General features: G+C 73.7%; 10 protein-coding genes. All 10 read right to left on the reverse strand.

The genetic code is table 11. The annotated features are described in order from the left end of the window. Positions 1-79 precede the first annotated feature (79 nt). On the reverse strand, positions 80-11,236 hold the full coding sequence (locus tag ACSU6Z_RS24025; RefSeq protein WP_437048631.1) for a type I polyketide synthase: 11,157 nt from the start codon (positions 11,234-11,236) through the stop codon (positions 80-82). A 78-nt stretch (positions 11,237-11,314) separates the two neighbouring features. Further along, entirely contained in the window at positions 11,315-12,604 is a 1,290-nt protein-coding gene (locus tag ACSU6Z_RS24030; protein ID WP_437050453.1) for a methylaspartate mutase, read from the reverse strand. A gap of 71 nt (positions 12,605-12,675) precedes the next feature. Beyond that, a complete protein-coding gene (locus ACSU6Z_RS24035; RefSeq protein ID WP_437048632.1) occupies positions 12,676-13,182 on the reverse strand; it encodes a cobalamin B12-binding domain-containing protein in 507 nt (168 codons plus the stop codon). Next, entirely contained in the window at positions 13,179-14,462 is a 1,284-nt protein-coding gene (locus ACSU6Z_RS24040) for a type III PLP-dependent enzyme (protein WP_437048633.1), read from the reverse strand. Before ACSU6Z_RS24040 ends, ACSU6Z_RS24035 begins: the two co-directional genes overlap by 4 nt. Beyond that, on the reverse strand, positions 14,459-16,009 hold the full coding sequence (locus tag ACSU6Z_RS24045; protein WP_437048634.1) for an AMP-binding protein: 1,551 nt from the start codon (positions 16,007-16,009) through the stop codon (positions 14,459-14,461). Before ACSU6Z_RS24045 ends, ACSU6Z_RS24040 begins: the two co-directional genes overlap by 4 nt. Positions 16,010-16,022: 13 nt before the next feature. Then, positions 16,023-17,678: an AMP-binding protein gene (locus tag ACSU6Z_RS24050; protein ID WP_437050455.1), complete on the reverse strand. Its 1,656-nt coding sequence runs from the start codon at positions 17,676-17,678 to the stop codon at positions 16,023-16,025. Positions 17,679-17,745: 67 nt separating this feature from the next. Next, the gene (locus ACSU6Z_RS24055; protein ID WP_437048636.1) at positions 17,746-17,997 is read right to left on the reverse strand and encodes an acyl carrier protein; all 252 of its coding nucleotides are present in this window, start codon (positions 17,995-17,997) and stop codon (positions 17,746-17,748) included. Positions 17,998-18,038: 41 nt separating this feature from the next. Beyond that, the gene (locus ACSU6Z_RS24060; RefSeq protein WP_437048638.1) at positions 18,039-18,980 is read right to left on the reverse strand and encodes an ACP S-malonyltransferase; all 942 of its coding nucleotides are present in this window, start codon (positions 18,978-18,980) and stop codon (positions 18,039-18,041) included. A 3-nt stretch (positions 18,981-18,983) separates the two neighbouring features. After that, positions 18,984-19,208 carry a ferredoxin gene (locus tag ACSU6Z_RS24065; RefSeq protein WP_437048639.1) on the reverse strand — a complete coding sequence of 75 codons (225 nt, stop codon included), beginning with the start codon at positions 19,206-19,208 and terminating at the stop codon, positions 18,984-18,986. Next, positions 19,205-20,410: a cytochrome P450 gene (locus tag ACSU6Z_RS24070; protein WP_437048641.1), complete on the reverse strand. Its 1,206-nt coding sequence runs from the start codon at positions 20,408-20,410 to the stop codon at positions 19,205-19,207. The genes ACSU6Z_RS24065 and ACSU6Z_RS24070 overlap by 4 nt, the downstream gene beginning before the upstream one ends. Between the last annotated feature and the right edge of the window lie 13 nt (positions 20,411-20,423).

The following is a 20,423-nucleotide window of genomic DNA, read 5'->3' on the forward strand; positions in this document are numbered from 1 at the left end:
GCATTCCTGCTCGCTCGTATGGCTGGTGACTTGAGTCGTCCACGGCGGGACGGGGGCCCCGGCAGGGCCCCCGCCGCCGTCATTCGGGCTGTTCCGAGTCGCTGCGCTCGAACGCCTCACGTATGAGATCGTCGATGTCCATCGCCAGGATCGCGTCGCTCTGGTCCTCCTCGGCGCCGTGCCCCGCGTCGTCTTCCGGGCCGTCCGCCGCCCCGTCCACCGCGAGCCCGGCCGGGGCCAGGGCGAGCAGCGCGTCGAGCAGCCCCGCCTCCCTGACCCGGGCCAGCGGCACCGAGGCGAGGACGCGCCGCAGCGCGTCCTCGTCCGCCTCCGCGGTCCCCCGCGCCCGGGCCTCCGCGGACCCTGCACCCGCGGTGATCTCCTCCAGCGCGGGCACCAGCTCCTCCAGCAGGGCCCCCGCCAGGGCCTGCGGTGTCGGATAGTCGAAGATCAGCGTGGCGGGCAGCCGCTGCCCCGTCGTCTTCTTCAACCGGTTGCGCAGCTCCACCGCGGTGAGCGAGTCGAACCCGGACTCCTGGAACGTCCGGGCCGGATCGACCGCGGAGGCGTCGGCGTGCCCGAGCACCGCGGCCACCTCGACGCCGATCACGTCTTCGAGCAGCCGCAGGCGTTCGTCCCCGGACAGCGGTGCCAACCGCTGTTCCAGCGTCGCGAGATCGGCCGGAGCGGCCTGTTCCGCGGTGTGCGCGGTGGGCCTGGCGGGGGTGGCGGGGCGGAGGTTCGCGGTGAGCGGCAGTCCGGGGTGCCGGGGGTTGATCCGGACGGGGAGCAGTGCGGGGCGGCGCGTGGTGAGGGCGGCGTCGAACAGGGCGAGGTTCTCGGCGGTGGCCAAGGGCAGCAGAGAGCTGTTGCCCAGCCGCTCCAGGTCGTGTCGGGTGAGGTTGGTGGCCATGCCTTGGCCGGTGTTCCACAGGCCCCAGCCGAGGGAGTGGGCGGGGAGGCCGTGTCGGGTGCGGTGGTGGGCGAGGGCGTCGAGGAAGGCGTTGGCGGCGGCGTAGTTGGCTTGTCCGGCGCCGTCGAGGGTGGCGGCGGCGCTGGAGTAGAGGATGAAGTGGGTGAGGTCGAGGTGGGTGGTTGCCTGGTGCAGGTGCCAGGCGGCGTCTGCTTTGGGGGTCAGGGTGGTGTCGAGGTGGGTGGGGGTCTGGTTGGTGAGGGTGGCGTCGTTGAGGGTGCCGGCGGTGTGGATGATGCCTTTGAGGTGGGGGAGGGTGTTGATGAGTTCGGTGACTTGGGTGGGGTCGCCGACGTCGCAGGTGTGGAGGGTGACGTGGGCGCCGAGGTCGGTGAGGTGTTGGGTGAGTGTGGTGGCGCCGGTTGCGGTGGCTCCGCTGCGGCTGGCGAGGGCGAGGGTGCGTATGCCGTGGTGGGTGACGAGGTGTTCGGCGATGAGGGTGGCCAGTGCGCCGGTGCCTCCGGTGATGAGGAGGGTGTCCTGCGGGTCCCACGACTCGAAGCCGGTCCCGGACGCCTCGGCCGGGCCGGCCTCCGCCAGCCGCGCCGCGTAGACGCCGTCCGGCGTGAGGGACACCCACGGCTCACCACTGGCGACCGCGGCGGGGAAGCGGCGGAGCGACGCCTCCGCGCCGTCCCACGCGGCCAGTACGAAGCAGCCCGGGTTCTCCTCCTGGGCCGCGCGGACCAGACCGCCGACCGCGGAGCCGACCAGGTCGGCGGGGCCGCCCGTCCCCTGCGCGACGACGACCAGCCGCGATGCCGCGAGGCGCGGCTGCGCCAGCCACTGCTGGAGCGTGCCCAGCACATCTCCCAGGACCGTACGCAGCCGTGCGGGCAGCGTCACCGCGCCGTCCGGGTCCCCCGTACCGAACTCGACGGCCGGGACCGGCAGCAGCACCACCGGCGGGACCGTGTCCCCGAGCGAGGCCACGTCCCGGCAGGCCCGCGCACCCGTCCAGGACCACTTGTCCGCCTCGGGGCCGAGCACCACCCAGTCGCCGGGTGACTCCCCGGCCTCGGACGTCGCGACCGGGACCCACTCCACGTGGTACAGCGGCAGTGAAACGTCGCGGGCCGCCGCGATCTGCTCGGCCGACACCGGACGCGCCGCCATCGAACGCACCGTCGCCACCGGCGCCCCCGTCAGGTCGGCCAGGTCGAGCGACACCGTCTCCGCGTCACCGCCGACCGCCGAGAGCCTGACCCGCAGCGCGGTCGCCCCCGAGGCGTGCAGCGACACGTCGCTCCACGCGAACGGCAGGCTCGCCCCGCGCCCCGGTTCCCGGGTTCCCCTGCCCAGCAGTTCGCTCGCGTGCAGGGCGGCGTCCAGGAGCGCGGGGTGGAGGCCGAAGGCACCGGCGGTGGCGTGCGCGTCCTCCGGGAGGGCCACCTCGGCGAAGACCTCGTCGCCGCGCCGCCAGGCGGCACGCAGGCCCCGGAACACCGGGCCGTAGTCGAGCCCGTCGGCGGCCAGCGTCTCGTAGAGCCCGTCCAGGTCCACGGTGGCGGCGCCCTCCGGCGGCCACACGCCGAGGTCGGCCCCGGCGGGCGCCGCTCCCGCGCCGGTGGCGAGGAAGCCGTCGGCGTGCCTGGTCCAGGCCTCCGGCGCGGTGTCCACGGCCCGCGAGTACACGCCGACCTGACGCCGCCCCGACCCGTCCGGCTCACCCACGGTCACCCGCAGGTCGCGGGCACCGCTGCGGGGCAGGACGAGCGGCGCTTGGAGGGTCAGCTCCTCCAGCAGTCCGCAGCCCACGTGGTCGCCGGCCCGCAGCGCGAGTTCGACGAGCGCGGCCCCGGGCAGGACGGCGGTGCCCATGACGAGGTGGTCGGCCAGCCAGGCGTGGGTCCGCAGGCCGATGCGCCCCGTCAGCACCACACCGCTCGATTCCGGCAGGGTGATCGCCGCGCCGAGGAGCGGGTGCTCCGCGGCGTCCAGACCGGCGGAGGCCACGTCGGCCCGCTCGGCCACCGCGTCGATCCAGTAGTGCTGTCGTTGGAAGGGGTAGGTGGGCAGGTCGATGTGGCGGGTGGGGGTGGTGTGCAGGGCGGTCCAGTCGACGGGGTGGCCGTGGGTCCACAGGTGGGCCAGGGCGGTGAGGGCCTCGGTGGGTTCGGGCCGGGTCCGGCGCAGCAGCGGGAGGCAGTGTGCGCCGTCCTGGGGCAGGGTGTCGGCGGCCATGGCGCTCAGTACGGCGTCGGGGCCCAGTTCCAGGAAGGTGGTGACGCCGTCGTCGGCCAGGGTGCGTACCGCGTCGCTGAAGCGGACGGTGTCGCGGACGTGGCCGACCCAGTACTCGGGTGAGGTGACCTCGCCGGTCGTGATGGTGCGTCCGGTCACCGTCGACACCAGCGGGATGCGCGGCTCGGCGTACCGCAGCACCTGGGCGACCTGCCGGAACTGGGTGAGCATCGGTTCCATCAGCGGGGAGTGGAAGGCGTGGGAGACCTTCAGCCGGGAGGTCTTACCGCCCTTGGCCCGTACCGCTGCCACGACCGCTTCCACCCGGGCCGCGGCACCGGAGACGACCACGGAGGCGGGGCCGTTGACGGCGGCGACGGCGGCGTCGTCCGCCCCGGCCAGCAGGGCGCGCACCTCCTCCTCGCCGGCCTGCACCGCGGCCATCGTCCCGCCCGGGGGCAGGGCCTGCATCAGCCGGCCGCGCGCCGCGACCAAAGCGCAGGCGTCGGCCAGGGAGAACACGCCCGCCACGTGCGCGGCGCCGATCTCGCCGATGGAGTGGCCCATGACGACGTCGGGACGCACCCCCCAGGACTCCACCAGCCGGAACAGGGCCACCTCCAGGGCGAACAGAGCCGGCTGGGCGTACTCGGTACGCTCCAGCAACGCCGCCTCCCGCGACCCCTCCACCGCGAACAACACCTCCCTGAGCGGACGCGGAAGCAGCGGATCCAGATGGACACACACCTCGTCCAGGGCGTCGGCGAACACCGGGAACACCTCCGCCAGCCCGGCGCCCATGCCGACACGCTGAGCCCCCTGACCGGTGAACAAGAACGCCAGCCGGCCCTCGGTGACGGTTCCCCGGACGACGCCCGCCGCGTTCCCGCCCGCCGCGATCGCGCGCAGTCCGGTGAGCAGCTCCTCGCGGTCCGGGCCAACGGCCACCGCGCGGCGCTCGAACTGCGCCCGGGTGGTGGCGAGCGCCGCGGCCACGTCCACCGGATCCGGGGCGTCCTCCTCCTCCAGCAGCTCCACCAGGGCTTGGGCCTGCGCCTTCAGCGCGTCGGCCGTACGGGCGCTGAGGGCCACCGGCAGCAGTGGCGCGGCGGACGGCTGCGCCGTGTCCTCCGGCTCCGGCTGCCGGGGGGCCTGCTCGATGATGACGTGGGCGTTGGTGCCGCTGATCCCGAAGGAGGACACCCCCGCGCGCCTGGGCCGCTCGCTCTGCCACGGCCTGGCCTCGGTCAGCAGCTCCACCCGCTCCGCCGACCAGTCGACCTTCTTCGAGGGCTCGTCCACGTGCAGGGTCTTGGGAAGCACCCCGTGCCGCATCGCCATGACCATTTTGATCACTCCGGCGACACCGGCGGCGGCCTGGGTGTGTCCGATGTTGGACTTGATGGAGCCGAGCCACAGGGGGTGGTCCGCGGGCCGGTCCTGGCCGTAGGTGGCGATGAGGGCCTGTGCCTCGATGGGGTCGCCCAGGACCGTTCCGGTGCCGTGTGCCTCGACGGCGTCGATGTCGGCGGGGGAGAGGTGGGCGGCGGCCAGGGCCTGGTTGATGACGCGTTGCTGGGAGGGGCCGTTGGGGGCGGTGAGGCCGTTGCTGGCGCCGTCCTGGTTGACGGCGGAGCCGCGCACCACCGCGAGGACGGGGTGGTTGTTGCGCCGGGCGTCGGAGAGCCGCTCGACCACCAGCACGCCGACGCCCTCGCCCCAGCCGGTGCCGTCCGCGGCCTCGGCGAACGAACGGATGCGCCCGTCGCTCGCGAGTCCCCGCTGCCGGCTGAAGTCGATGAAGGTGTCCGGCGTCGACATCACCGTCGCGCCGCCGGCGAGGGCGAGCGAGCACTCGCCGTTCCGCAGCGCCTGGATCGCCCAGTGCAGTGCCACCAGGGACGAGGAGCAGGCGGTGTCGACCGTGACCGCGGGGCCTTCGAGGCCGAGGGTGTAGGAGACCCGGCCGGAGGCGACGCTGCCCAGGCTGCCGTTGCCGAGGTAGGCGTCGACGCCCTCGGGGACGGGGGAGTTGCCGAGGCGTGAGGCGTAGTCGTGGTACATGATGCCGGTGAAGACGCCGGTGCGGCTGCCGCGCAGGGCGTGGGGATCGAGTCCGGCGCGCTCCAGGGCCTCCCAGGACGCCTCCAGCAGGAGGCGCTGCTGGGGGTCGGTGGCGAGGGCCTCCCGGGGGGAGATGCCGAAGAACTCGGCGTCGAAGTCCGCCGCGTCGTGCAGGAAGCCACCCTCGATCGAGTAGGTCTTCCCGGGCTTGCCCGGCTCCGGGTCGAAGATCTCCTCGATGTGCCAGCCGCGGTCGGCGGGGAACGTCGAGACGCCGTCGCGGCCCTCGGCCAGCAACTCCCAGAGCTCCTCGGGGCTGGTGACGCCCCCGGGGAAGCGGCAGCTCATGCCGACGATCGCGATGGGCTCGTCGGGGTCCGCGTCGGACGGCGCCACGGGGATCGCGGGGACCGCCGCGGTCGCGTCGCCGAAGAGCTTGTCGTTCAGATGGTCGGCAAGCGCCTGCGGCGTCGGGTGGTCGAAGACGAGGGTGGCGGGCAGCCGCAGGTCCGCCACCTTGTTCAGCCGGTTGCGCAGCTCCACCGACGACAGCGAGTCGAAACCGATTTCGGTGAAGGCCCGCTTGGGGTCCACGGCGCTCGGACTGTCGTGGTGCAGCACCCCGGCGACATGCGTACGGACCAGGTCCAGCACAGCGCGTGCGCGCTCCGCGGGCTGGAGACCACTCAGCCGGGTCACGGCCGTCGGACCCTCGGCCGCCTGCTCCGCGGTGTGCGCGGTGGGCCTGGCGGGGGTGGCGGGGCGGAGGTTCGCGGTGAGCGGCAGTCCGGGGTGCCGGGGGTTGATCCGGACGGGGAGCAGTGCGGGGCGGCGCGTGGTGAGGGCGGCGTCGAACTGGGCGAGGTTCTCGGCGGTGGTCAGGTGGAGCAGCGGCCCGCTGTCGAGCCGGGCGAGGTCGTGTCGGGTGAGGTTGGTGGCCATGCCCTGGCCGGTGTTCCACAGGCCCCAGCCGAGGGAGTGGGCGGGGAGGCCGTGTCGGGTGCGGTGGTGGGCGAGGGCGTCGAGGAAGGCGTTGGCGGCGGCGTAGTTGGCTTGTCCGGCGCCGTCGAGGGTGGCGGCGGCGCTGGAGTAGAGGATGAAGTGGGTGAGGTCGAGGTGGGTGGTTGCCTGGTGCAGGTGCCAGGCGGCGTCTGCTTTGGGGGTCAGGGTGGTGTCGAGGTGGGTGGGGGTCTGGTTGGTGAGGGTGGCGTCGTTGAGGGTGCCGGCGGTGTGGATGATGCCTTTGAGGTGGGGGAGGGTGTTGATGAGTTCGGTGACTTGGGTGGGGTCGCCGACGTCGCAGGTGTGGAGGGTGACGTGGGCGCCGAGGTCGGTGAGGTGTTGGGTGAGTGTGGTGGCGCCGGTTGCGGTGGCTCCGCTGCGGCTGGCGAGGGCGAGGGTGCGTATGCCGTGGTGGGTGACGAGGTGTTCGGCGATGAGGGTGGCCAGTGCGCCGGTGCCTCCGGTGATGAGGAGGGTGTCCTGCGGGTCCCACGACTCGAAGCCGGTGGCGGCGGGGGTGTCCGGGGTCGCGCGCACGAGCCGGGACACGTGGGCGACGCCACCGCGCAGGACGATCTCCGGCTCACCGCTCGTCAGCGCCGCGGCGAGCGTGGGCAGGGCGGGCCGCACACCGTCCCAGTCCAGTAGCACGAAGCGGTCCGGGTGTTCGGCCTGTGCCGAGCGCACGAGCCCCCACACCGCGGCGCCCGCCACATCCACCGGCTCCGCGGAACCGCCCTCCGGACCGACCGCTCCCCGGGTCACCACCACGAGCCGGGACGACGCGAACCGCTCGTCGTCCAGCCACCGCTGCAGCGCCTCCAGCACACCGCCCGCGGCCTCGCGCACCCGCTCCGGCACGTCGGTGCCGTCCGCGCCCCGGGGGCAGGTCAGCACGACGACCTCCGGCGCCGAGGTGAGGGCCGCCAGATCGGTGTGGGCGGTGGCGCCGGCCCACTCCCACTCACCGGACCCGGCTCCGAGCGCCGCCCACGTGCCGGCGGCGGGGGCCGTCCGGTCCGCGGCCAGGGGCAGTTCGGCCCACTCCACCGCGTAGAGGTGGGTGTCCGCGCCGTCGCGGGCCGCGGCGATCCGTTCGGCCGACACCGGGCGCATGGCCAGCCGGTCCACCTCGGCGACGGGCCGGCCGGCCGGGTCGCTGAGGAGGAGCCGTACGCCGTCCTCGCCCGACCTGGTGATGCGCACGCGCAGCGTGGTCGCGCCGGTCGCGTGCAGGGAGACGCCGCTCCACGCGAAGGGCAGCACGGTCTGCCCGTCCCACGTGCCGCCCTCGCCGAGGTCGGTGGCGTGCAGCGCCGCGTCGAGGAGTACCGGGTGGAGCGCGAACGCGGCCGCACCGTCACGTGCCTGCTCGGGCAGTGCCACCTCGGCGAAGATCTCGCCGCCCCGCTGCCAGGCGGCCTTGAGGCCCCGGAAGGCGGGCCCGTAGTCGTAGCCCTGGGCTGCCAGTTCCTCGTAGGTGCCGTCGAGCGGGATGGGCGTGGCGCCCGGCGGGGGCCAGGCGGCCGGGGTGAAGCCGGTGCTCGGCGCCGGGGAGCCGGGCGTGAGCGTGCCCGTGGCGTGCAGGGTCCACGGGGCGTCGTCCTCCGCGCCGTGCGGCCGGGAGTGGATGGTGACCGAGTGGTCGGACTGCGAGGTCTGGACCCGGAGGTCGGTGAAGGCGTCGGACCGGAGCGCGAGCGGGACGTGGACGGTGAGCTCCTCCAGCCGGGGCGCGCCGGTGCGGTGCCCCGCGTGCAGGGCCAGCTCCACGAAGGCGGTGCCGGGCAGCAATGGGGTGCCCATGATCGCGTGGTCGTTCAGCCACGGGTGGGTCCGGGCGCTGATGCGTCCGGTCAGGACGGTGGTGCCGGTGCCGGGGGCGTTGACCAGCGCGCCCAGCAGGGGGTGGTCGGCGGGGAGCTGCCCCAGGGTGGAGACGTCACCGCCCTCGGTGACGCTCTCCAGCCAGTAGCGCTGTCGTTGGAAGGGGTAGGTGGGCAGGTCGACGTGGCGGGTGGGGGTGGTGTGCAGGGCGGTCCAGTCGACGGGGTGGCCGTGGGTCCACAGGTGGGCCAGGGCGGTGAGGGCCTCGGTGGGTTCGGGCCGGGTCCGGCGCAGCAGCGGGAGGCAGTGCGTGCCGTCCTGGGGCAGGGTGTCGGCGGCCATGGCGCTCAGTACGGCGTCGGGGCCCAGTTCCAGGAAGGTGGTGACGCCGTCGTCGGCCAGGGTGCGTACCGCGTCGCTGAAGCGGACGGTGTCGCGGACGTGGCCGGCCCAGTACTCGGGTGAGGTGACCTCGCCGGTCGTGATGGTGCGTCCGGTCACCGTCGACACCAGCGGGATGCGCGGCTCGGCGTACCGCAGCACCTGGGCGACCTGCCGGAACTGGGTGAGCATCGGTTCCATCAGCGGGGAGTGGAAGGCGTGGGAGACCTTCAGCCGGGAGGTCTTGCCGCCCTTGGCCCGTACCGCTGCCACGACCGCTTCCACCCGGGCCGCGGCACCGGAGACGACCACGGAGGCGGGGCCGTTGACGGCGGCGACGGCGGCGTCGTCCGCCCCGGCCAGCAGGGCGCGCACCTCCTCCTCGCCGGCCTGCACCGCGGCCATCGTCCCGCCCGGGGGCAGGGCCTGCATCAGCCGGCCGCGCGCCGCGACCAAAGCGCAGGCGTCGGCCAGGGAGAACACGCCCGCCACGTGCGCGGCGCCGATCTCGCCGATGGAGTGGCCCATGACGACATCGGGACGCACCCCCCAGGACTCCACCAGCCGGAACAGGGCCACCTCCAGGGCGAACAGAGCCGGCTGGGCGTACTCGGTACGCTCCAGCAACGCCGCCTCCCGCGACCCCTCCACCGCGAACAACACCTCCTTGAGGGGGATGTCGAGCTGGAGGTCGAGGTGTCCGCACACCTCGTCCAGGGCGTCGGCGAACACCGGGAACGCCTCCGCCAGCCCGGCACCCATGCCGACACGCTGAGCCCCCTGACCGGTGAACAAGAACGCCAGCCGGCCGCCCGCCACCCGGCCCCGGACGGTCCCCGGGGCCTCGCCGCCCTCGGCCAGGGCGCGCAGCCCCGCCAGCAGCTCCTCCCGCCCGGCGGCCGGGAGCACCGCGCGGTGGTCGAGTGCGGCCCTGGTGGTGGCGAGCGCCACGGCCACGTCCTGGGGGTGCGGGGCGGCGCCGGACGCCAGCACCTCCAGCACTCCGCGGGCCTGCGCCGTGAGCGCCTCCTCGGTGCGGGCGCTGAGCACCAGCGGCACCGTGGGGGCCTCGGTGTCCGGACGGGCCGGGACCTCCTCGGCCGCGGGCGGCTCCTCGATGATGACGTGGGCGTTGGTGCCGCTGATCCCGAACGCGGAGATGCCCGCACGGCGCGGCCTGCCCTCCGGGGTGTCCCAGGGCCTGGCCTCGGTGAGCAGTTCCACCCGGCCCGCCGACCAGTCGACGTGCGGGGTCGGGGCGTTGACGTGCAGGGTCTTGGGCAGTGTGCCGTGCCGCATGGCGAGCACCATCTTGATCACACTGGCCGCGCCGCCGGCGGCCTGGGTGTGGCCCAGGTTGGACTTGGCCGAGCCGAGCCACAGCGGCCGGTCGGCGGGGCGCTCCTGGCCGTAGGTGGCGAGGATGGCCTGCGCTTCGATCGGGTCGCCGAGCTTGGTGCCGGTGCCGTGCGCGTCGACCGCGTCGACGTCGGCCGGGCGCAGCCCCGCGTCGGCCAGCGCCTGCAGGATCAGCCGCTGCTGGGACGGGCCGTTGGGCGCGGTGAGGCCGTTGCTCGCGCCGTCCTGGTTGACGGCCGAGCCGCGCACCACCGCGAGCACCCGGTGGCCGTTGCGCCGGGCGTCGGAGAGGCGCTCCATGACGAGGACACCGGCGCCCTCCGCGAAGCCGGTGCCGTCCGCCGCCTCGGAGAACGCCTTGCAGCGGCCGTCGGCCGCGAGCCCGCGCTGCCTGCTGAACGCCGTGAACATGCCGGGGCTGCCCATCACGGCCACGCCGCCGACCAGGGCGAGCGAGCACTCGCCGTTCCGCAGCGCCTGGGCCGCCAGGTGCAGGGAGACGATGGAGCCCGAGCAGGCGGTGTCCACCGTCACCGCCGGGCCTTCGAGGCCGAGGGTGTACGAGACGCGGCCGGACGCCACGCTCGGCGCGTTGCCGGTCATCAGGTAGCCGTCCAGGCCCAGGGGGGCCTGGTGGACGCGGGTGCCGTACTCGTGCACCTCGGCGCCGAAGAACACCCCGGTGCGGCTGCCGCGCAGCGAGGACGGGTCGATGCCCGCGCGCTCCAGGGCCTCCCAGGAGGTCTCCAGGACGAGTCGCTGCTGGGGGTCCATCGCCAGCGCCTCACGCGGGCTGATCTTGAAGAAGTCGGCGTCGAACTCGGCCGCCCGCTCCAGGAAGCCGCCCTTGTCGACGTACGACGTGCCCGGCTGGTCGGGGTCGGGGTCGAACATGCCGGGGACGTCCCAGCCGCGGTCGGTGGGGAAGTCGCCGAGCACCTCGCGGCCCTCGGCCATCAGCTCCCAGAACGCCTCGGGCGAGTCGATGCCGCCGGGGTAGTGGCAGCCGATGCCGATGATGGCGATCGGGTCGTCGTCGTCGCGCACCGTGCGCGGGACGGTGACGGCGACCGGCTCGGGCGCGATGCCGAGGGCCCTGCCGCGCACGTAGCGGCTCAGCCCTACGGGGGTGGGGTGGTCGTAGACCACGGTGATCGGCAGGTCGACGCCGGTGGCCGCGACGAGACGGGCGTGCAGGTCCACCGACGACAGCGAGTCGAAGCCCAGCTCCAGGAAGGGGAGCGCGGTGTCGACCGCGTCCCCGGTGTCGGGGCGGGCCCGGCGCAGCGCCGCGACGGTCTGCGCGTGCACGATCTCCAGGACCGCGCGCTCCTGCTCGGCCGGGGTCAGTCCGGACAGCCGCTCGGCCAGAGCGGACTGCGGCGTCTCGGGCGTGTCATCCGGCTCGCCACCGGACTCGGAAGGAACGTTCTCGGGCTCGGTCATTCGGTGCACTCCAAAAGAGATTCCGGGGCGAGGAACACGGCGGAGACGGCCGGCCGGGACCGGGCGGTCCGGCGGGCGTCAGGACGGCGGGCGCTCCCCGTGCAGGAACGGCCGGTCGTGGCCGCGCTGCACGTAGGAGAGGGCGTCGAGCAGGTCGGAGGAGGTGACGGGGCGGGTCCCGCGGCCACCGGCGAGGCCCGTGATGGGCAGCGACCCGGTGTCGGCCCAGCGCAGCCAGCCGTCCTCGTCGATGTAGCTGCGGCAGCGGCCGGCGTTGTCCGGGTGCAGGCAGTACGGGATGTCCAGGTAGCCGCGCTTGAACGCGAGCAGCAGCGCGCTGCCCAGGTTCGAGTGGCTGTTCAGCACCGCGTCGACGAGTGCGCGGGCCTCGGCGTACGTCTGTGAGTCCCGGGCGGCCTCCCGGGCCGGCGAGGCCCCGGCGGGGGAGGCGGCGCCCGCGGCCGTGCGGGCCACCCGGTCGGCGTGTTCGAGCGCGACGACGTTCTCCGCGATCGTGGGGATGCGGCGGGACTCGGCGACCGTCTTCACGATCAGACGCTCCGAGCCGGTGTCCACCGCCAGCTCGGCGGCCTGCCCGAGTAGCCCGAGGCACCCCTCGGGCGTGGTGGGGTAGACCCCCATGTAGGCGTAGATCACCACGTGCCAGTCCGCGTCCGGCAGCAGCTCCGCGCAGAGCCGGCGCAACGCGAACACCGCCTCGCGGTCCTGCGCGCCGTTCGTCTGCTGGGCATAGCTGACGGACACGTCGTCGACGCCGAGGCAATGGAAGAACAGCGCTTCGAGGACGCTGACGGCGACCAGCATGCTCGGCGGGCAGAGCTGGCCCAGCATGCAGCCGCCGAAGGTCTCCAGGTGCGGCCGCGCACCCCACGCGCGCGACTCCGCGAGCAGGGCGGTGCTCCGCTCCCAGTTCCGCAGCGACTCGTCGAGGGGCGTGCGGCCGTACGGCAGGCAGTACGAGACCGGGCCGCCCTCGGTGGCGCTGAGCCCGGCCCGCATCAGGGCGGCGAAGATGTCGAACGGCGCCGCCGAGCCGTGCCGCACCTGGACGGGGAAGTCGTCGGCGTGGATGCCGCTCAGCACCGAGCGGGTGGTGTCCACGTCGTGGGTGACGATCGGGAAGCCGTTGATGCCGATGCCCTCGCGCAGCGCGGCCTCCACGGCGGCGAGATCCCCCACCCTGGTGAAGCTGTCCAGGGTGAGCGTGCCCACGGTGGTGGCGTCCGCGTCCCGGGTGGCGAGCAGGCCCTCGCGCATCACCCCGGGATCGCCGAAGCCCATGCGGGGCTGTACGACGAGCCGTCCGGCGCGGGCCGAGCGGCGCACGAACGCGCCGAAGTCCCCCACCAGGGGACCGGGTCCGCCGGTGCGCGCCGGGGCCGGCGCGCCCTCCCGCGGCGCCGCGGCGAAGCGATCACTCACGACAGCTCTCTTCGGGGTATGCCGCCGATGAAGCGCCGGAAGGCGGTGATCTCCCGCGCGCCGTCCTCGAAGACGCCGTCGAAGCCCGCGGCGACCAGTTCCGCCGCGTGTCCGCCGTCCTCGCCGCCCGTGATGCCGAGCTTTCCGCCGATGACCGCGGGCAGGGCCCTGAGCCGGTCCTCCGCGCGCAGCTTCCCGATCAGCCGCAGGCCGTCCTGGTGACCGTGCCCGTTGACGCTGCTGAGCACGAGCATGACGGGCACACGTTCCAGGCACTCCCGGATCAGCAGCTCGTCGGGCACGCACGGGCCCAGGTTGACCACGTCGTAGCCGTGTTCCTCGAGCAGCAGCTGGAGGAAGACCAGGTTCCAGGTGTGCGCGTCGGATGCCAGGCCGGCCACCAGGACGGTCTCCCGGCGTCGCGCCGCCTCGGCGGTGTCCCGGGGAGGCGCGGTGCCCCTCTCCTGGTCCGCCCACGCCGACCCCCGCGCGGGAAGCGTCATGCCCGCCCCCCGCCCAGCGGCGCCCCGCCGTCCAGCGGCGCCACCTCGGCCCTGCCGTGCTCGATCCGGGTCGCGGACACCACCTCGCCGCCGCGCACCAGCACCTCCGCGGGCGCGGGGCGCCCCAGGAACATCAGCAGACTCGCGGTGGGCCCGTACGCGCCCGCGTTGGGGATGGTGAGGACATCGCCGACGCGCAGGGCGGGCAGGCTCACCTGCCGGCCGAGCACATCGCCCGGCGTGCACAGCGGCCCCACCAGGGCGGCGCTCAGACCGGTGCCGTCCGCGATCTGCGCGGCCTGCCCGGGCCCCTCCGGCCGCACCGCGACCGGCAGCAGCCGGCCGAGCCCCGACATGCCGCCGAAGGTGTTGATACCGGCGTCCAGGATGACGAACGTGCGGCCGCGGCTCTCCTTGATGTTCACGACCCGGGTCAGCAGCACCCCGCTGTCGCCCACCAGATAGCGGCCGGACTCGCAGGCGAAGTGCACCCCGCCCCGGCGCCACCGAGGGAACGTCTCGTCGAGCGCGTCCTCCAGGCGCTCGCGCAGCTTCTCGTACACCGGGCGCTCGCCGGGCACCGCGTACGGCGCCGCGAACCCGCCGCCGATGTCCACGAACCGCAGCGGCAGCCCGTGCTCGCTCTCCAGGCGCGCCGCCACCGCCAGCGTGTTGCGGAACTCGCCGACCAGGCTGTCCTCGTCCGAGGCGTTGCTCAGCGGGAAGAAGTGCGCACCCGCGAGCCGGGTGCCGGCCACCGTCCGCAACCGGGGCAGCACCTCTCCCAGCGTCTCCGCGTCGATGCCGAACTGCGAGGGCCTGCCGGTCATCCGGATGCTGGTGGTGGCGCTGGCCGAGGCACTGTTGATCCGCAGCAGACAGTCGGCCTCGACACCCTGCGCCACAGCGGCCGCGCCCACGTGCTCCAGATCCGTCAGCGACTCCACGGAGAACAGCCGGACCCCGGCGCCGAGGGCGTCGCGCAGCTCGCCGTCGGTCTTGCCGGGTCCCGTGTACAGCATCCCGGCCGGGTCGAAGCCGGCCTCCAGGGCGGCCGCCAGCTCCCCGACCGAACTGATCTCGGCGCGGCACACCCGCCCGTCGCCGGTCGCCAGCACCCGCAGCACCTCGGGGTGCGGGTTGGCCTTGACGGCGCTGAAGAGACTGAAGGGTTCGGGCAGGGCGTCCAGCAGATCCTGCCGTGCCGCCGCGACCCGGTCCAGGTCGTACACGTACAGCGGGGTGCCGTACCGCGCGGCCAGTTCGGTGTACCGGGTCACTTCTCGCTCCCGTCGAGCAACTCGGCGAGCTGCTTCTTCTCGCTCTTGCCGTGCAGGGTCAGGGGGAACTCGCCGAGCACGCGGCAGACCGCGGGCACCTTCTGCGGTTCGAGGCGGGCCGCCAGCTCCCGCAGGACCACCGGCGGGGCCAGCTCCGACTCCACGAACAGCGCCAGGTCGTGCCGCTCGGTGGGCGGCAGCGCCGCGGCCTGGCGCACCCCGGGGATGTCCATGGCGGCGGACTCGATCTCGATGGTGCTCATCCGGATGCCCTTGCGTTTGAACATGTCGTCGCGGCGGCCCTGGAAGTACAGGTAGCCGTCCTCGTCGCGGCGGCCGTAGTCGCCGGTGTGCAGGCGCAGTTCGCCGGTGGGTTCGTGGCGGCGGAACGCGCGGGCGCTCATCTCGGGGTTGCGCCAGTAGCCGGGCATCACGTGCGGGCCGACGACGACGATCTCGCCCAGGTCGCCCGCGGGCACCGGCTCCCCGTCCTCGCCCAGGACGAGCACCCGGGTGCCGGGCAGCGGCAGGCCCACCGAGCCGGGCCGCTCGCGGTCCTCCTGTGGCGGCATGATGGAGACGCGCTTGCACTCGGTCTGGCCGAACTGCCGCACCACCCGCACTCCGGGGAACGCCTCGCGCAGCGTGTCGATCGTCGACTGGGGCAGCGCGGCACCGGTGTTGGTGAACATCCGCACCCGCGGCGCGGGCCCCTCGAGGCGGCGCGCCAACGTGGCGATCATGGTGGCGAGCGACGGCACGATGGGCACGATCGTCGCCCCGCTGTCCCGGATGGCGGTCAGCAGCCGCAGGTCGGACTCGCCGTCGGCGAGCCTGATCTCACTGCGGCCGACCGCGCACATCAACACCTTGTACAGGCCGTAGTCCCAGGACATCGGGAAGCGGCAGAACACCACGTCGTCGGGCCGGTAGCCGAGCACCTGGACCATGGCGCGGGTGGCGAAGGTGATCTGCGCGTGCGGGCAGACGACCGCCTTCGGCGCCGCGGTGCTGCCGGAGGTGTAGACGAGGACCGCCGGCGCATCGGACGCCACGTCGACGGCCGAGCCGGGGCGAGGGCCCCGCGCGGCGATCTTCTCCACCTCGCCCCACACCCCGCCGAAGGGGTGCACCGGCACGTCGGTGATGCCCTCGAACGACTCCTGCCGGCCCTCGGCGCAGACGACGAGCGCCGGTTCCGCGTTCCCCAGCACCGAACGCAGGTGGAACTCCTTCATGTTCGGGTTGAGCGGCACGAACACGACGCCGCGGCGGGACGCCCCGTAGAACAAGGCGGCCAGTTCCCGGTTGGTGGGGAGCTGGACGACCAGCCGGTCACCCGGACCGAGGCCCTGTGCCGCGAGCCAGTCGGCGAAGGCGCGGCTGTACTCGTCGAGACGGGCGTAGCTCCACCGTCCGTCGGCGTCGCTGACCGCCACCGAGGACGGCACGGACGCCACCGCCTCGTCCAGCAGGTGGTGGACCAGGCCGTCATGCCGGTGGCCGGGCACGGGGTCCCCGTGCGTCGTGCCGGAGGTGCTGTCCAACGCTGGTCTCCTGTCAGATCGTCGGCGTGCTGCTGCCGCCAGTGGTCTCGCTGGTGTTGCCGGCGCCCTCGCCGGCGGTGCTCTCGCGGGCGGCACCCAGCCGCTCGGCGGCGCGCGCCCGCAACGCGCCGCGGTCGGTCTTCCGGTTGGAGTTGAGCGGGAACTCGTCCAGGTGCCAGTAGTGCCGCGGCGTCATGCCCATCGGCAGAACCTCGCGGAGCTGCCGGGCGAAGACGGCGGCGGGCACCTCCCGGCCGGTGTAGAACACGACGAGTTCGGTGCCGGAGGCACCGGCCACGTCGACCGTGACCGCCTCCGTGACGCCCGCGCAGCCGCGCAGCGCGTGGTCGACCTCCGGCAGTTCCACGCGCCAGCCGGCGATCTGCACTTGGGAGTCGAGCCGTCCCAGGTAGGCCAGTTCACCGCTGTCGCCGATCCTGCGGACCCGGTCGCCGGTGCGGTACCAGGTGCGCGCGTCGTGCTCCAGGAACCGGCCGGCGTCGTCCGCGGCGTCCAGATAGCCGCGTGTCGTCTGCGGCCCCGTCACGCACAGTTCGCCCTCGTCCGCCGCGGGACGGCCGTCCGCGCCGAGCAGGAGGTGCTCGTGGCCCCCGTTGACGTGGCCGATCGGCACCACGCCGTTGACCGCGATCCGGGCGGAGTGCCCCTCCCAGCGGTGCGCGGCGATCGTGATCGTCAGTTCGGTGGGCCCGTACAGGTTCTCCAGCGCCGAGCCGGACGCGGCCGTCTGCCAGTCCGCCGCGTCCCGGCAGGTGAGCGCCTCACCCGCGAAGAAGCTCCAGCGCAAACCGGGCAACGAGCCCGGGGCGAGCCCGCCGAGGCGGCGCACCAGCGGGATCGCGCTGGGCGTGGAGAACCACACCGTCATCCGGTTCCCGGCCGCGAATGCCGGCAACTCCCGGTACGCGCCGGGCGGCACCCACAGGGCGGTGGCCCCGGCGCCCCAGGCGCAGAACAGGTCGAACATGGCGCAGTCGAAGTTGAGGTCGAACGTCTGCGAGAAGACGTCGTCCGGGGTGAAGTCGTACCGCTCGTCCTGGAGCCGGAAGTAGTGCGCCGCGCTGCCGTGGCTGATCGGCACTCCCTTGGGCCGGCCCGTGGACCCCGAGGTGAACAGTACGTACGCCGTGTCCGCCGCCCGCACCGGGCGCGGTGCGACCAGGGCGCCCGCGGCCCCGGGCAGGATCCGCTCCACCCCCGGATGCGTGCCGGACGGGCCGTCGGGCGCGAGGACGGGCAGCGGCCCGTCGAGGCTGTCCGGGCCCAGCGGTGGTTCGCCGTCGGGGCCCGGCGCCATCAGCTCGGGCAGCTGCGCCCAGCCCGCGGCGTCCGCGACGACCGCGGACACCTGCGCGGAGCGCATCATGCGCCGCGTCCGTGCCGGAGGGAAGCCCGGCTGCAGCGGCACCACCGTGGCGCCCGCGTACAGACCGGCGAGGATGCCGACGTACGCGTCGATCCCCTTCGCCGCCAGGACGGCCACGGTGCCGGGCGGCTTGCGCACCGCCCGCAGCAGCGCGCCGGCCCAGACCAGTGCCCGCTCGTGCGCCTGTTCGTAGGTGACCGACTCGGTTCCGACCCGCACCGCGTCGTTGTGCGGCGCGAGGCGGACCCCGCGGACGAAGCGCTCGTGCAGCGCCGATCCCATGGCCGAGTCCACCGCTCCTCCTTCGATGCCCACTGCTCGTCGCTCACCGCCCCCGGGGGACGCGGGCTCAGGCGGCCTGCTCGGTGCGGAGCCCGGACAGCACCTTCCACAGCACGCCGGGGGTTTCGAACGTCTCCTTGCCGAGCGCGTCGTCGTGGAAGCGGACGCCGTACTCGTTCTCCAGGGTGGCGAGCAGCTCGACGATGCCGAGCGAGTCGAGCCCCAGGTCGCGCAGGCCGGTGTCCTCGGTGAGCGGTTCGTCGGCGCCGAGGAACGGCAGGAAACCGCGCAGCAGGTCCTCGAACTTCGTGTCCCACATGGTCAGTCGCCTTTCGGAAGGGGTGAGCGGGGCGGAGGTGGTCAGGAGCGGGCCGGCCGCGGCTGGAGCGCCAAGCGCGGGGTGGCCGGCACGACCTCGAAACTGGCCGTCGTGCGCGGCACCCGGCCGAAGAGCCGGTCGTGTCCCGCCACGCACACGGTGCCGACGCCGGCCTCGCGCAGCGCGTCGACGACGGCGGGCCACCGCATCGGGAGCACGCAGCTGTCCAGCAGCATGGCGCGCACCCCCTCGCCGGTGGTGATCAGCGAACCGTCCTGGTCGGAGACGACCGGAACACGCGGTGCCGCGTAGTCGAGCGCCCCGAAGACCTCCGTCTCGGCGCGCTCGCGCAATCCCCCGAAGAGGGAGCAGTGCATGGGGGGCCGCATCGAGTACAGCGGCAGGCCGCCCAGCGAACGCAGCCGGGGCTCCAGCCGGGCGAGGTTGTGCTCGCGCAGCGTCAGCATGAAGAAGTCGTCGTCGATGTAGCTGGAGATCTCATAGACCTCCTCGCGCTCGTCGAGCTCCGCGAGCGCCTCGCGCAACTTCTCCTCGGGCACCCGGACGAACGAGAGGGTGACCAGGTCCTTGAACTCGGTGCTGAAGTAGTCGTCGAGCAGCCGGGCGAACCGGGCCGTGGCCAGGACCGCGTCGGGGAGGTCCAGCGCGCCGCAGTAGGCCGCCGCGGGCTTCTCGCCGAAGCTCGGCCCGGCGCACAGCGCGGCCTCGACGCCCAGGGTGTGCTCCGCCCACCGGGCCAGCGCGAGGGAGTTGAGCATGAAGGCGACCTGGGCGTACTCGCTGTAGTCGCCCTCGGTCTGCCGGTAGCGGTCAAGGAGCGAGTACCCCAGCACCTTGTCGGCCTCGGCGACCAGCTTCCGTGCGAAGGGGTTGACGACCATGAACCTGCCCACCTCCGAGAAGGGGGTCGGCCCCATACCAGGGAAGATCATCGCGGTTGCGGTGCGGGCTTCGGTGGTCATGGCCTACTCCTCGGGGGCGAGCAGCGCGCCGGTGCCGGCGTCGCGCACCGTGATCGCGGCCGCCGGGCAGGTCTCCGCGGCGTCGAGCACCGCGTCGTCCGGCTCGGTGGTCGCCACCCGCGGCGAGGACTTGCCCGCCTGGAGTTCGAAGAGGGCCGGAGCGTAGTTGGCGCAGACCGAGGCACCGATGCAGGCCGTCCTGTCGACGGCGACGGACCAGCCGCTCACCACGCCACTCGCAGACTCTTCATGCCCCGTACCAGCACTCCCTGCTTCCACACGACGCCGTCGGCGCCGTCGGCGAAGTCCAGGGTGGGGAAACGCTCGACGAGCACGCTCAGCACGCTCTGCAGCTCCATCCGGGCGAGCTGCGCGCCCAGGCAGTGGTGCGGGCCGTGGCCGAAGCCGATGTGCGGGTTGTGCTCGCGGGTCAGGTCCAGTTCGTCGGGGTTGTCGAAGATCTCGGGGTCCCGGTTGGCGGCGGCCACCGAGCCCAGCACCGGCTCGCCCTTCCTCACCGTCACGTCGCCGAACTGCACGTCCTCCAGCGCGTACCGGGCGAACATCGCCGAGTAGTTCAGCGGGATCCAGCGCAGCAGCTCCTCGACCGCCCGTGGCACCAGCTGCGGGTTCTCGCAGAGCAGTCGCCACTGGTCGCGGTGGGTCAGCAGGGCGTAGAGGAAGTTGGGTATCTGCGAGGAGGTGGTCTCGGTGCCGGTGACGAGCAGCCCACCGGTCACACTCATGACCAGCTCCTGCTCGCTGAGCCGGTCGCCGTCCTCGTCGCGGGTCTTCACCAGCGCGCCGAGCAGGTCGTCGGTGGGGTTGCGGCGCCGTTCCGCGACCAGCGAGCTGACGTACTCGAACAGCTCCTTGGCGTTTCTCTCGACCTCCTCGTACGGCAGCGCCGTCGTGGACACCATCGCCTCCGACCAGCCGCGCAGCTTCGCGCGGTCGGCCTGCGGCACGCCCAGCATCTCCGAGATCACGGTCACCGGCACGGTGATGGCGAGGTTGTCCACGACCTCGAACGGGCCGCCCTGTTCGGCCATGGCGTCGGCGAGGCCCTCCACGATCCGCCGGGTATCGGAGCGCATCAGCTCCACCCGGCGGGTCGTGAACGCCTTGACGACCAGTTTCCGCAGCCGCGCGTGGTCCGATCCGTCCATGCCGATCAGGCCGTCGTCCAGGTCCTCGATGGCGTGCGTGCGCGGTTGGTCGCGCGTCCTGGCCATGGCCCGGCTGAACCGCGGGTCGGCGAGCACCGTGCGCACGTCGTGGTAGCGCGTGGCCAGCCAGGCGGGTTCGCCGATCGGGAGCTGCACCCGGCTCAGCGGCTCCTCCGCCCGCAGCTTGGCGTACATCGGGTGGAGATCGAGCCGGTTCGGTTCGCTGAACGGATAAGCGCGAACCTCGCGTGTGACGGTCACCGCGTGCCCCTTC

The sequence above is a fragment of the Streptomyces sp. enrichment culture genome (assembly GCF_964273145.1).
Classification (GTDB): Bacteria; Actinomycetota; Actinomycetes; order Streptomycetales; family Streptomycetaceae; genus Streptomyces.